This window comes from Oceanobacillus sp. CAU 1775, assembly GCF_054482815.1.
Window position 1 is genome coordinate 207720 of the sequence record NZ_JBTLRO010000001.1, and the last position, 12740, is coordinate 220459.

Below are 12740 nucleotides of genomic sequence, written 5' to 3' on the forward strand. Positions count from 1 at the left end.
AGAGGAAAAGATAGGAAATTGAAAGTGAGTTGGCAGGGATTATATAGATAAAAGATGCTAAAGGGAGTGTAGTGATCGAATGGATTTATTGAAGAAGATTGACACAGTTTGTTTAACGATACGTAATGCAGAGAAAGCTAGTAAATGGTACCAAGAAATATTAGGACTAAATGAATCTTTCATAGGTGAAAATTATCGTGTTTTAAGTATTGGAAATAGCGAAGTACCTTTAACTATTGAAGAAGGGATAGTAAATAATTCACAAAATCAAGTATATCCTATTTTTTACTCGGAAAATATTGAAGAAGTACACATGAAATTAATAGAAAAAGAAGTGAAAGTTAGCGAAATACAAAATGATGGTGTGAATAAGTTCATAGACATATATGATTTAGATGGGAATAAGCTACAAATTTGTTACTGGAAATAACCTTCATTAATAAACGTTTTTATAGGATTTATTATACTAGTTGTTTATAACAGTTTAAAAAGATCCATTCAACAATGAGTTTAGGGGAGTGAAGATATGTTAACGACATTGGAAACGGAGAGATTAACGCTGCGCCAATTTACAATGGATGATGCAATCCGAGTTCAAGAATTGGCAGATGACAAGGAAGTGGCTAAAACGACATTAAACATACCGAGTCCTTATTCAATAGAAGCAGCGAAAGATTGGATTAAAAATCATCCACAAATGATACAGAATGGTATTTTTCCTTTTGCGATTATTATAAAATCTGATGATATATTAATTGGAACGATGACAATAAGAGTAAATGATACTCATAAAAAGGGTGAATTAGCTTACTGGGTAGGAAAGGAATATTGGAGGAATGGTTATGCAACGGAAGCAGCAAAAGAGGTAGTAAGGTATGGTTTTAATCAATTAAAGCTTAACCGGATATGGGCAAAGGCAATGACAAAGAACCCAGCTTCAACCAAAGTAATGTTGAATATAGGAATGAAAAAAGAGGGCGTCTTAAAACAAGATATCATAAAATCAGGTGTATTCGAGGATTCGGAAATATATGGATTAACGAAGTCAGATTATAAAAAACACCATATTAAAATATAGTACGCGCTAATCTAAAAAAGGAGGTTTGCAGGATGAACAAACATCAAAAAGCTACGATCTATGTTGCAGTTGTTGTTTTTGTATTCTTTTTCGTACTTTCTTTAGTTACGCAGCAATGGGGATTTTTATGGTGGAGTTTACTAGCTATTTTTACAGCGTTACTGCCTACATATTTTAAGAAGGTAGACAAAAAGAATAAAACGTACTAATTAGTTTTCTAATGGTATCCAGTGCTTCAGGGAAAGACAAGTCAATAAGGGGGTTAACAACGCAGAGAATATTAAAATCTCTGCTTTTTTGTATTATTAATTAAAACCTTGGATTTCAACTATTAAAGTTCGTAATAAGCAAAGTCAGCTGCTAGATTCCTAGTTTGTAACTAACTTGTAACTTTAAAAAACTATGCTAAGAACAAGTAAATTGAAGTTTAATATGGGGGAGGAAAAAGTATGAAGTTAAATCGATATCTTTTGTTGCTTGTCGGTATCTTACTTATTGGAGCGCTCGTTGCTTGTAATGGAGATGATGACACAACAAATGAAGATGATGGGGTAGTAGCTGCATCAGGGGACGGGGCAGAAGCTAGTGGTGACCAAGAAACAATTAAAATTGGGATGCTTGCTTCACTTACTGGAGCGTTAGAGGCATATGGACAACAAACAACCAGAGGTTTTGAACTTGGACTTGAATATGCAACAGACGGAACAATGGAAGTTGCAGGTAAGAAAATTGAAGTCATCACAAAAGATACCGAAACAGATCCAACTGTTGCTAGACAAGCAGCAATCAGTTTACTTGAAGATGATGAAGTTGATTTCCTCGTAGGTTCATCAAGCTCAGGGGATACATTAGCTGTTACACCTTTAGCTGAAGAATACGAAAAAATTATGATTGTTGAGCCTGCAGCAGCAGATAGTATCACAGGATCAGAATACAATGACTTTATTTTTAGAACGGCGCGTAACTCTGCACAGGATGCTGTTGCAGCAGCTGCAGCGATTGCAGGAGAAGGCGTTAAGATTGCTACATTTGCACCAGATTATTCATTTGGACATGACGGGGCAAAAGCATTTATCACAGCAGCAGAAGAACTAGGAGCAGAAATTGTTCTTGAAGAATACGCAGATCAAAACGCGACAGACTTTACAGCAAATATTCAAAAGGTAATTGAAGCAGATCCAGACTACTTATTCGTTGTGTGGGCCGGAGCAAACTCACCTTGGAACCAGATTTCGGATATGAGATTACAAGATCAAGGAATCCAAATTTCTACAGGAGCACCTGATATTGCAGCACTTGCAACAATGACACAGTTAGTCGGTATGAAAGGATTTACAGTTTATTATCATACATTACCTGATAATGAGGTTAATGATTGGCTAGTTGAAGAGCATAAGGCACGTTATGATGGCGCTGTTCCAGATTTATTTACTCCAGGTGGAATGTCTGCAGCAATCGCAATTGTGGAAGCGCTTAAACAATCAGAAGGTGACGCTGATGGAAATGTACTAATTGATATTATGGAAGGCATGAGCTTTGAAACGCCAAAAGGTACGATGACTTTCCGTCCAGAAGATCACCAAGCATTACAAGAGCTATATTCGATTACATTAGAGGAAAGTGATGAAGTCGATTACCCAGTGCCAGTTCTAGAACGAGTTTTAACACCAGAAGAAACGGCACCACCAATTATGAATCAGTAGTTTAACCTGAACACGGCTCTTATTACTCCCCCCTTCGAGTAATGAGAGCGTGTTCTATCATTGTATTTTTGAGGAGGGAAGGCATGAGTGCGATTTTAGAAACAAAAAATTTATCCATCGCTTTTGGTGGGCAGGTAGCGGTAGATAATGTTTCTGTAAAGATACCAGAGAAGAAGTTCACCTCGATTATTGGGCCAAATGGAGCTGGTAAAACCACTTTCTTTAACCTACTTAGCGGACAATTATCTCCTACAAATGGAACGATTTATTATAGAGGTCAAGATATTACGAAGATGAAAACGACAGATCGTACACGTCTTGGCGTTGGAAGATCATTTCAAATTACTAACGTATTTCCTAATTTAACTGTTCTAGAAAACGTGCGCTTAGCAATTCAATCAAGAGAAAAGGTTAGATATCATATGGTCGCACATTTCCTTCACTATAAGAAGTTCCAAGAGGAAGCACATGATATTTTGAAAAGAGTGTACTTAGATGATAAAGCCTCCGCTCTTGCTATTAATCTAGCGCATGGTGAAAAGAGAAAGCTGGAAATCGCTATGTTGGTTGCTTTGGATACGGAATTGTTATTACTAGATGAGCCGACAGCAGGAATGGCCTTGGAAGAAGTTCCAGCAATAATTGAAGTGATTAATCGAATAAAAGCCAGAGGAGACAGAACGATTGTCTTGATTGAACACAAGATGGACATGATCATGGACATGTCGGAGGAAGTGCTCGTCCTCTTCCACGGAGAATTAATTGCGCAAGGGACGCCACAAGAAATTATTGATAATGAAATGGTTCAGTCGGCATATTTAGGAGGTTCATACGATGACGAGCTTACTTAAATTAACGAATGTTGAAGCTTTTATTCAAAAGTTTCATATCTTGCATGATATTTCTTTTGATGTAAAAGAGGGCGAAGTGACCGTTTTACTTGGGAGAAATGGAGGAGGAAAAACAACGACACTTCGAACAATTATGGGCCTCAATCGTGTATCTAAAGGAGAAGTTTCTTTCAAGGGTGAAAATATCAGTAATCTGATGCCATATCAAATTGCGAATAAAGGAATTGGCTATGTTCCAGAAGATCAAGGGGTATTTGGCGAATTAACAGTAGGCGAAAATATTCGTGTAGCAATGAAAAAGGAAAATGAAGAAACGACAAAAAGATTGGAAGCAGTACTGGAATTATTCCCTGACTTAAAGAAGTTTTGGAAAAAAGAAAGTGGTCAATTAAGTGGAGGCCAAAAGCAAATGCTCGCGATTGCTCGTGCATATGTAAATGAAAATGACTTACTTTTAATTGATGAGCCAAGTAAAGGGCTTGCACCAATTGTTGTTGATAAAGTAACCGAGACCATTCAACAAATGAAAGAACATACGACGATTGTTTTAGTCGAACAAAATTTCATGATGGCTAGTAAAATTGGCGATCAATTTTATATTATCGATGATGGCAACACGGTTCACCAAGGGAAGATGGATGAATTGAAACAAGATAAAGTACTTATGAAAAAATACCTTGGGATTTCGTAGGGGGGAACGATATGGAATTAATTATTAGTTTAACAGTTAATGGCCTTGCAACAGGCATGTTAATTTTCCTCCTCGCTGCAGGGTTAACCTTAATATTTGGTTTAATGAGTGTGCTTAACTTTGCCCACGGTGGACTATTTATCTGGGGAGCGTACATGGGTGTCTGGAGTTTTCAGATGACCAATAGTTTCATTATAGGAATCATCGTCGCAATCATTATAGGGTTACTTCTCGGACTTGTGACGGAAAGGTTAATCATTCGTCCCGTGTATGGAAATCATATTCAACAGATTTTAATTACGCTTGGCTTCATGCTCGTGCTACAAGAGTTTATCAAGGTGGTATTTGGGCCAGAACAAAAAGCTGTTTATCCTCCAGAGTTTTTAGCTGGAAGCTTTATGGTAGGAGATATTGTTTTTATTAAATACCGTTTATTTATTATAGCTGTTGGTATTCTTATCTTTGTTGTAGCGACATTCATATTGAAGAAAACAAGAATTGGACTCATTGTTCGAGCGGGAGTTATGAACAGAGAAATGGTGCAAACGTTAGGGATAAATATCAAAGTAGTATTTATGCTTGTATTCATGGTTGGAGCAGGACTTGCAGCATTAAGTGGAATCCTTCATGCCGTTTATTCTGGAGTAATTTACGCGGAAATGGGATTAGAGTTTTCGATCCTTGCTTTTATTGTTGTAGTTATTGGGGGAATGGGAAGTTTTCCAGGGTCTTTATTTGCTGCAATTTTAGTAGGTTTAGCGCAAGCATTCATGGCCTATTATGTTCCATCATTATCACTAGCAGTAAATATGTTATTGATGACAGTCGTACTCATATTCAGACCACAAGGCTTATTCGGGAAGGGGTGAGGCAATATGAATTTACGAAGTGTAGAAAGAAGTACATGGATCTATCTAGCATTTAGTATTTTACTAGTAATTGTTCCATTTATCATTACAGGGCGGAGTATGCAATTCATCATCATTCAAATCTTTATTTTTGCGATTTTTGCCATGAGTTATGATATTTTACTAGGTTTTACCGGAATTATTTCGTTCGGGCATGTGATGTTCTTTGGGATTGGTGCGTATTCTACAGGTATTGCGATGAGCCGAATGGATGCAACGATTGGTGCTCTTGGAATCGGCGTTCTTATTGCTATTATCCTTGCTGCGATTGTAAGCTTTTTTGTTGGAATTCTGACATTACGGCTCAAGAGTCACTTCTATGCGATGCTGACTTTAGCACTCGCAGGCCTGTTCCTTGTTGCGGCAGAAAAATGGCGGACGCTTACTGGTGGAAATGATGGATTTACTTTTAAACTACCTGAAATATTACGTGAATCTACCAATTTATATTTACTTTGTTTAATTTCGTTAGTACTGATATTTTTCGGATTAAGAAGATTTTCGAAATCTCCCTTTGGTAAAGTGTTAATGGCAATCAGAGAAAATGAACAACGAACAGAATCACTCGGTTACAAAGTGCTTCATTATAAAGTAATTGCAAGTGTTGTTGCTGGTGTTGTCGCAAGTTATGCGGGTGTTTTATATGCCTTATCTTTAAGATTTGTAAATACAGGAGTGTTCGCCACAGATTTAACCATCGACGTTCTACTTATGACGATTATTGGTGGAGTTGGCACATTAATCGGGCCAATCGTTGGAGCGGGATTAGTTGAAGTTGCACATCACTGGTTATCGAATATGACGGATGTCCATTGGATTTTTGAACGTTGGATCATTTTATATGGAACCGTTTATATATTAGTCGTGATCTTTTTCCCACAAGGAATTGTTGGTACGATTCATTCGAAATTTACCAATCGACCAGTGAAACCTCGACGAACAAATCATAAAGTGAAAGATAAGTTAGGTGGTGAAAAAAGAAAATGGGGATAGGAATTTTAAGTACAGGTGTTTATCTTCCAAAAGAAAGAATTACTTCAAAAGAAATTGCCGAACGGGCAGGACTTCCTGTTGAAATTGTCGAAACTAAAATGGGTATAAAGGAAAAACCTATCCCTGGTGAAAACGATCATACAGTAGAGATGGGGGTTAGAGCAGCAAAGCAAGCAATTGAAAAAGCAGGCATCGACCCACTAGACATTGATCTTGTTATCTATATTGGTGAGGAGTATAAGGAATATCCAGTTTGGACGGCAGGAATTAAACTCCAGCATGATATTGGAGCAACGAATGCTTGGGCTTTTGATACAGCGCTCAGATGTGGCACAACTGTCATGGGATTAAAGGTTGCCAAGGATATGATGGTTGCAGATCCTAGTATTCAAACCGTTTTATTAGCAGGCGGCTATCGTAATGGAGATTTAATTAATTATGAAAATAGTAATACACGCTTTATGTTTAACCTTGGAGCAGGTGGGGCTGCAATTATATTACAACGGGATACGGTAGAAAATCAGGTCCTTGCTTCTCATATAATTACAGATGGAGCATTTTCTGAGGATGTCATTGTTCAAGCAGGTGGCACAAAAAATCCATTAACAAAAGAAGCATTAGATGCAGGGCTCTTTTCATTTGATGTTCCAGATCCTCCTGGAATGAAACAACGTTTAGAAGAAAAATCAATGGTGAATTTTATTGCATGTGTCGAGAAAGCATTAGAAAAAAGTGGCTATAGTAAAGCTGACATTGACTATGTGGCGATCCTTCACATGAAGCGTTCTGCACATACATATGTCCTAGGAGAACTGGGAGTGCCATTAGAAAAGTCTATCTATCTAGAAAATTATGGACATATTGGGCAAATGGATCAAATTCTTTCCTTAGAGCTTGCTGAGAAGGAAGGGAAATTAAAAGATGGTTTCATCGTTGTTTTGGTTTCAGCTGGGATCGGCTATGCATGGGGTGCAACAATAATAAAATGGGGGAAATAGGGGGAGTTCCATGACTCAAATTGAAGTGAAAAAAGTAAAGCTGGCAAACGGAGAAGAAATCGCATATCAAGAACGTTCAGGTGGCGAAAATATTGTAATTCTAGTTCATGGAAACATGACTTCTTCCGTACATTGGGATTTAGTTATAGAAAATCTTGCAGAACAGTTTAAAGTTTACGCGATTGATTTACGTGGGTTCGGTGAATCTAGCTATAACAAACCAATTACGAAGATTAAAGATTTCTCCGATGATTTAAAGCTATTTGTAGATGAATTAAACTTAAAAGATTTTGCGCTAGTAGGCTGGTCACTTGGTGGTACGGTCTGCCAGCAATTCTGTGCAGATTATCCAGGCTACTGTGAGCGTTTATTTTTACTAGCATCTGGTTCTTCTCGTGGCTATGCTTATTATCCAATTGGAGAGGATGGACTTCCAGATACGAATAATCGCTTGCGTTCCTTAAAAGATCTGCAAGACGATGATAAGGCCAAGATTGTTCAGACAGCTTACGATACATCGAATTATGAATTCCTTAAACAAATGTGGGACATGGTCATCTATGTAAATAAAAAACCTGAGCCCGAGCGTTATCAAAAATACCTTGAAGACATGACAACACAAAGGAATTTAGCCGAATGTTATCAAGCCTTGAATGCTTTTAATATTAGTGGTGTCCATAATGGGCTTGTCGAAGGTACCAATCAAATAAAAGATATTGATATCCCAGTCCTGATTGCTTGGGGCGAAACAGATATGGTAGTTACAAAAGATATGACAGATGAATTAATTGAAGACTTTGGTGATAAAGCAATCCACAAAGAACTAAAAAACTGTGGACACTCACCATTGATTGATGACCTAGATCTCCTACTAGAAACAATGGAATCATTCTTTCAAGGAGCAACTACGAGTAAAGGAGTTTTATAGATGGGTCGACTGGATGGTAAAGTAGCAATTATTACAGGAGCAGCAAATGGAATTGGTTTGGAAGCAGCACGTGTTTTTGCAAAAGAAGGCGCAGAAGTTGTGCTTGCAGATTTTGATGAAGAGGTTGGAAAGAAACGTGAGGAGGATTTAAAAAGTGAAGGCATCAATTGTACGTTTATAAGTGTTGACGTGTCGAAGTGGGAAAGTGTAAACGCGCTGGCAGAACAGGTCAACGAGCGTTTTGGAAAAATTGATATTTTAGTGAATAATGCTGGGATTACGAGAGATGCAATGCTTTCAAAAATGTCAGTTGAACAGTTTCAGCAAGTGATTGATGTGAATTTAACAGGCGTTTTTAATTGTACAAAAGCAGTTCTGCCTTACATGGTAGAACAAGGAGCAGGAAAAATAATTAGTACCTCCTCGGTATCTGGAGTTTACGGGAATGTTGGTCAGACGAATTACGCTGCTGCAAAGGCGGGTATCATAGGAATGACGAAAAGTTGGGCTAAAGAACTCGCTCGAAAAGGGATTAATGTAAATGCCGTCGTTCCAGGCTTTACAGAAACAAGTATGGTTGATGCCGTACCTGAAAAAGTAATCAACTCAATAAAAGCTCAAATTCCACAACAACGACTAGGGAAACCAAGTGATATAGCAAATGCATACCTATTCCTCGCATCCGACGAATCATCTTACGTAAACGGCCACGCACTTCATGTCGATGGTGGGATAATGATGTAGTAAAAAGTGATAGAATTGTAATTTTATATAGCAACTAAAAACCGAACAATTCGGGACATTAGCTCCGGGAATATACGTAGACTCTTGTGGGAATAAAGCGATAGATTAGACCACGAAGTGCTTTAGCACGAGGGGGCTAATCACGCGCCCACGGAAAGCGAAGTATATTCCCGGAGCTGTTTATTCCTCTATTTTCATATTGTTCGGTCTCTACCTTGTTAGATATTCTTATCTCAAGCTTTATTCTAATACCACCTGTAACTATCTTGTAACTAACCCGCTTTATACTCAGGTTAATTACATTGCGGTGGTTAGGGGTGTCGGGATGCTTTACGATATGAATTGGTTTGAAAGTCGTGTACAACTTTCGCCAAAAAAAATAGCAATCATTGATTCAGCAACAAACGAATCATGGACATATGAAGAATTATTTGAGCGGGTAAAAAAGACGGCAAGTTATTTTCAGACAAAAGGAATAGAAAAGGGCGATCGCGTTGCCCTCTTGGCACCAAATCAAATTAGTTATTTTGATTTTTTCTTTGCAGCGATGAAGCTAGGTGCAATTTTTGTACCATTGAATTGGCGGCTGGCAACAGACGAACTACGATATTGCGTGGAGGATAGCAATCCAAAGTTAATAGGGGTTGCTCCCACATTCAAGGAAAATCTAGATAAAACAAACACAAGCGCAGAAGTGCTTATCATAAACGACCATAATTATATTGAAGATTTTTATAAAAATACAAATAATCTCGTTAAGGTATCTATAAAAGAAACGGACGCATTAGCAATGATTTATACAGGAGGAACAACTGGGAAGCCAAAAGGAGTTATTCTTTCTCATCGTTCTATCCTTTGGAATGCATTAAATACGATTGTTAGCTGGGGACTACAGGAGGACGATACGACGTTAACTTGTTTGCCAATGTTCCATACAGGAGGCTTAAATGTTTTATCTTTGCCGTTATTATTGATTGGAGGGAAAGTAGTTCTCTCTGCAGATACGAACCCAAATCAAATCATTGAGGATATCCAAGGATATGAATGTACCATTGTTATGTTGGTTCCAACCATTTATCATATGTTAATCGAAGCAGATACATTTCAAGATGCAACATTCCCATCTGTGAAGTTATTTCTCTCAGGTGGGGCCCCCTGTCCATATGTTATTTATGAAGCATTTTCTACCAAAGGAATTGATTTTAAAGAAGGCTATGGATTAACAGAAGCAGGTCCAAATAACTTTTATATCGAGCAAGAAGATGTCATGCGAAAAAGAGGGTCCGTTGGAAAACCCATGCTATTTAATGACATTAAAATCGTAGCAGAAAGCGGAGAGACACTCACCAAAGCAAATGAAGTTGGCGAGTTATATGTCCGCGGAAATCATGCATTTATGTACTACTGGAATCAACCAGAAGAAACGAATAAAACATTAAAAGATGGCTGGGTGCGCACTGGTGACTTGGCAAGACAAGATGCGGAAGGCTTCGTCTATATTGTCGGTAGAAAAAAAGATATGATTATTACTGGTGGAGAGAATGTTTATCCATTAGAAATCGAACATTGGTTAGAGTCACATCCGGCAATTGATGAAGTAACAGTTGTTGGTCTACCTGATGATATGTGGGGAGAAGCAGTCTCTGCGTTTGTGGTAACAAAACAGGCTCTATCAAAAGAAGAACTTGAAAACTATTGCAGGAAGAAACTAACGAGTTACAAAGTTCCGAAGCAGTTTTATTTTCTAGATGAATTACCAAAAACAGTTGTAGGGAAAGTAAATAAAAATAAATTAAAAGCAATTTATAGTAATCATTCCGATGAAAATATAACGAAGTTTTTGGGATAGAAAGCATTTTACTTTCTATCCCGAATTTTATTCGTAAACTTCCGTCATCCAATCGATAATGCTCTTTTCTTCTTTTTCACGTAATTCTTCCACATTATGATGGCCAATAATGGAACCAGCTTTGATTGCTACAATCTCATCAAGGATATTTTCGACTTCACGAATTTCATGCGTTGTAATTAAGATAAGTTGGTTTTCTAAATCGATAAAAGAAATAAGTCCTTTGACGATAGAATTTCTAACCATTGGATCAAGTCCTGAAAAAGGTTCATCCATTAAAATGATTGGCACATTCCGTGCAAGGGAAAGTACGATTTTCAAGCGTCCACGATTACCTTTAGAGAGTTGCTTTAATTTATCAGTAGGATTTAGCTTCATAAAATCCATAATCTCATATGCTTTTTCAATATCAAAATCCTCAAATTGGCTTGCTTGAAACTGAATGGCTTTTTCCACTGTAAAAAACCGGTAGTATTCATCAAGCTCAGATAAATACGAAACATAATTGACGATTTTACGAGTCACTTTTTCTCCATTGACAAGCAATTCCCCTCTTGTAGGAAAATTAAGGCCAGCAATTAGCTTAAGTGTAGTTGATTTACCGCTACCGTTTTCTCCGATTAGCCCGATGATTTTTCCCTTTGTTAATTTTAAATTAATGTCATTTAGTGCTGCTTTCATTCCGTACTTTTTCGTTACATTTTCGAAGGTAATCATTTCTGCTCGTCTCCTTTCTTATCCAAGAAGCTAGCGATTCCCTGTCTAATTTCCGCCTCTGAGTATCCCATTTCTTGCATCTCTGTGAAGAAATCATTCATCACTTTTTGCTTCATTTCGTCACGAATTCCTTGGAGGATTGCTTGATCCTCGGTCACAAACGTTCCTTGTCCTCGTCTTGATTCAACAATATCCATTGCTTCCAGCTCCCTATACGTTCGTTGTACGGTGTTCGGATTTACATTCACTTGGATCCCTGTGTCACGAACAGAAGGGAGCTTCTCGCCCAAAGCTAACTCTCCCCGGATGATTTGTTTTTTAATTCGTTCTGCTAATTGTATATAAATTGGTTGAGAAGAATGAAAGATGTCCGCCATCGTTTACACCTCAACCTTTTTATCGATAATGAAGCTACTAAGGAAGAATAAAATCACAACTACAATTAAATCTCGTAACATATGTCCAATATAAAATATCGTTTGCTCGGTAAGGGCACTTGATTCAAATTGATCGCTAGAGATATTGAATTCAAAACCGATGACGTCATTTATTTGAATACCGCCCCAGTTTGTCAGTGTTTGAATAAAGGAAAGGTCAGTAAAACTTTGATATCCCCATGAAATAAATCCCATCAGAACAATACTTAGAAGAAAACTTAAAAAGTCATTCATCTTTTGGCTGTAAGTTAAGAAAATCGACCAGAATAGCAAGAAGGTAGCACCCATAAATATTCCAGCCTGGAAGAGTGTGAGAGTAATGGTTCCAAAGAAGTTATTAGCAATAATATATTCTGTGAAAATTCTCGTGTCGATAAAGAATAGGAACAATGCTAACAAGGTCAAACCAAATGTAATCGACATATAAACGATCCCGGTAAAAAATTTTGCTAAAATCAAGCCGGCTGTTGACATTGGATTATGCAACCAGAGATGGAGCAACTTCCTTTCGTAATTTAAACTATAGAATAAATAAAACAAAGGGAAGAAGACATGCACTGTCAAAATAATCCCGAAAGCGATTAAATGTGTTTCTTGTAAGGCATTAAAGTGTTTCCCCATGTAGTAAGCGGCAACGACCATACCTGAAAAGATAATGAGAGCTGCCAGAAAGACAGGGAATCCTAATCGGAATTCTTTTTTCGTTAAAGCAATCCAAGCGCTCATAAATATTCCTCCTTTTTAATGTAACAGTGTACTAGTTAAATAATACACTGATACATTCTATATTGTCAACATTTTTTTGGTGACTAGATTCGACAAAGAATTAGAGTAGTGCGACAA

General features: G+C 37.5%; 15 protein-coding genes. 12 read left to right on the plus strand and 3 right to left on the minus strand.

Annotation, left to right across the window (positions count from 1 at the left end; all coding sequences use genetic code 11):
* Positions 1-79 precede the first annotated feature (79 nt).
* The 12 genes from ACXYMZ_RS01025 (at position 80) to ACXYMZ_RS01080 (ending at position 10743) form a co-directional block, all read left to right on the plus strand.
* Positions 80-430: a VOC family protein gene (locus tag ACXYMZ_RS01025; protein WP_458946488.1), complete on the plus strand. Its 351-nt coding sequence runs from the start codon at positions 80-82 to the stop codon at positions 428-430.
* Between the two features lie 96 nt (positions 431-526).
* A complete protein-coding gene (locus ACXYMZ_RS01030; protein ID WP_458946489.1) occupies positions 527-1078 on the plus strand; it encodes a GNAT family N-acetyltransferase in 552 nt (183 codons plus the stop codon).
* 32 nt (positions 1079-1110) lie between these two features.
* Entirely contained in the window at positions 1111-1287 is a 177-nt protein-coding gene (locus ACXYMZ_RS01035; RefSeq protein WP_458946490.1) for a hypothetical protein, read from the plus strand.
* A gap of 240 nt (positions 1288-1527) precedes the next feature.
* Positions 1528-2781: a substrate-binding domain-containing protein gene (locus ACXYMZ_RS01040; protein WP_458946491.1), complete on the plus strand. Its 1254-nt coding sequence runs from the start codon at positions 1528-1530 to the stop codon at positions 2779-2781.
* Between the two features lie 83 nt (positions 2782-2864).
* Positions 2865-3632 carry an ABC transporter ATP-binding protein gene (locus ACXYMZ_RS01045; protein WP_458946492.1) on the plus strand — a complete coding sequence of 256 codons (768 nt, stop codon included), beginning with the start codon at positions 2865-2867 and terminating at the stop codon, positions 3630-3632.
* Complete coding sequence (locus ACXYMZ_RS01050; protein WP_458946493.1) at positions 3616-4323, plus strand: ABC transporter ATP-binding protein; 708 nt, start codon at positions 3616-3618, stop codon at positions 4321-4323. The genes ACXYMZ_RS01045 and ACXYMZ_RS01050 overlap by 17 nt, the downstream gene beginning before the upstream one ends.
* Before the next feature lie 11 nt (positions 4324-4334).
* A complete protein-coding gene (locus tag ACXYMZ_RS01055; protein ID WP_458946494.1) occupies positions 4335-5192 on the plus strand; it encodes a branched-chain amino acid ABC transporter permease in 858 nt (285 codons plus the stop codon).
* A 6-nt stretch (positions 5193-5198) separates the two neighbouring features.
* Positions 5199-6224 carry a branched-chain amino acid ABC transporter permease gene (locus ACXYMZ_RS01060; RefSeq protein WP_458946495.1) on the plus strand — a complete coding sequence of 342 codons (1026 nt, stop codon included), beginning with the start codon at positions 5199-5201 and terminating at the stop codon, positions 6222-6224.
* A complete protein-coding gene (locus tag ACXYMZ_RS01065; protein ID WP_458946496.1) occupies positions 6215-7222 on the plus strand; it encodes a 3-oxoacyl-ACP synthase in 1008 nt (335 codons plus the stop codon). The genes ACXYMZ_RS01060 and ACXYMZ_RS01065 overlap by 10 nt, the downstream gene beginning before the upstream one ends.
* 10 nt (positions 7223-7232) lie before the next feature.
* Entirely contained in the window at positions 7233-8150 is a 918-nt protein-coding gene (gene phaZ, locus ACXYMZ_RS01070; RefSeq protein ID WP_458946497.1) for an intracellular short-chain-length polyhydroxyalkanoate depolymerase, read from the plus strand.
* On the plus strand, positions 8151-8894 hold the full coding sequence (fabG, locus tag ACXYMZ_RS01075; protein ID WP_458946498.1) for a 3-oxoacyl-ACP reductase FabG: 744 nt from the start codon (positions 8151-8153) through the stop codon (positions 8892-8894).
* Positions 8895-9231: 337 nt separating this feature from the next.
* Positions 9232-10743, plus strand: a complete 1512-nt coding sequence (locus ACXYMZ_RS01080; protein ID WP_458946499.1) for a class I adenylate-forming enzyme family protein — start codon at positions 9232-9234, stop codon at positions 10741-10743.
* A gap of 27 nt (positions 10744-10770) precedes the next feature.
* Here the strand turns inward: ACXYMZ_RS01080 and ACXYMZ_RS01085 are convergent, their stop codons facing one another.
* Genes ACXYMZ_RS01085 through ACXYMZ_RS01095 form a run of 3 tightly spaced genes read right to left on the minus strand, consistent with a single transcriptional unit; the run spans position 10771 to position 12623 of the window.
* Entirely contained in the window at positions 10771-11460 is a 690-nt protein-coding gene (locus ACXYMZ_RS01085) for an ATP-binding cassette domain-containing protein (protein WP_458946500.1), read from the minus strand.
* Entirely contained in the window at positions 11457-11837 is a 381-nt protein-coding gene (locus ACXYMZ_RS01090; RefSeq protein ID WP_458946501.1) for a GntR family transcriptional regulator, read from the minus strand. Before ACXYMZ_RS01090 ends, ACXYMZ_RS01085 begins: the two co-directional genes overlap by 4 nt.
* A 3-nt stretch (positions 11838-11840) precedes the next feature.
* Positions 11841-12623 (minus strand): hypothetical protein, encoded by a 783-nt coding sequence (locus ACXYMZ_RS01095; RefSeq protein ID WP_458946502.1) that lies wholly within the window; start codon positions 12621-12623, stop codon positions 11841-11843.
* Positions 12624-12740 lie beyond the last annotated feature (117 nt).

Coding starts and splice junctions, on each gene's coding strand:
- ACXYMZ_RS01090 (WP_458946501.1), bottom strand. CDS start 11,837: ATGGCGGACATCTTTCATTCTTCTCAACCAATTTATATACAATTAGCA.
- ACXYMZ_RS01065 (WP_458946496.1), top strand. CDS start 6,215: ATGGGGATAGGAATTTTAAGTACAGGTGTTTATCTTCCAAAAGAAAGA.
- ACXYMZ_RS01080 (WP_458946499.1), top strand. CDS start 9,232: ATGAATTGGTTTGAAAGTCGTGTACAACTTTCGCCAAAAAAAATAGCA.
- phaZ (WP_458946497.1), top strand. CDS start 7,233: ATGACTCAAATTGAAGTGAAAAAAGTAAAGCTGGCAAACGGAGAAGAA.
- ACXYMZ_RS01050 (WP_458946493.1), top strand. CDS start 3,616: ATGACGAGCTTACTTAAATTAACGAATGTTGAAGCTTTTATTCAAAAG.
- ACXYMZ_RS01040 (WP_458946491.1), top strand. CDS start 1,528: ATGAAGTTAAATCGATATCTTTTGTTGCTTGTCGGTATCTTACTTATT.
- ACXYMZ_RS01030 (WP_458946489.1), top strand. CDS start 527: ATGTTAACGACATTGGAAACGGAGAGATTAACGCTGCGCCAATTTACA.
- ACXYMZ_RS01095 (WP_458946502.1), bottom strand. CDS start 12,623: ATGAGCGCTTGGATTGCTTTAACGAAAAAAGAATTCCGATTAGGATTC.
- ACXYMZ_RS01060 (WP_458946495.1), top strand. CDS start 5,199: ATGAATTTACGAAGTGTAGAAAGAAGTACATGGATCTATCTAGCATTT.
- ACXYMZ_RS01035 (WP_458946490.1), top strand. CDS start 1,111: ATGAACAAACATCAAAAAGCTACGATCTATGTTGCAGTTGTTGTTTTT.
- ACXYMZ_RS01085 (WP_458946500.1), bottom strand. CDS start 11,460: ATGATTACCTTCGAAAATGTAACGAAAAAGTACGGAATGAAAGCAGCA.
- ACXYMZ_RS01055 (WP_458946494.1), top strand. CDS start 4,335: ATGGAATTAATTATTAGTTTAACAGTTAATGGCCTTGCAACAGGCATG.
- ACXYMZ_RS01025 (WP_458946488.1), top strand. CDS start 80: ATGGATTTATTGAAGAAGATTGACACAGTTTGTTTAACGATACGTAAT.
- fabG (WP_458946498.1), top strand. CDS start 8,151: ATGGGTCGACTGGATGGTAAAGTAGCAATTATTACAGGAGCAGCAAAT.
- ACXYMZ_RS01045 (WP_458946492.1), top strand. CDS start 2,865: ATGAGTGCGATTTTAGAAACAAAAAATTTATCCATCGCTTTTGGTGGG.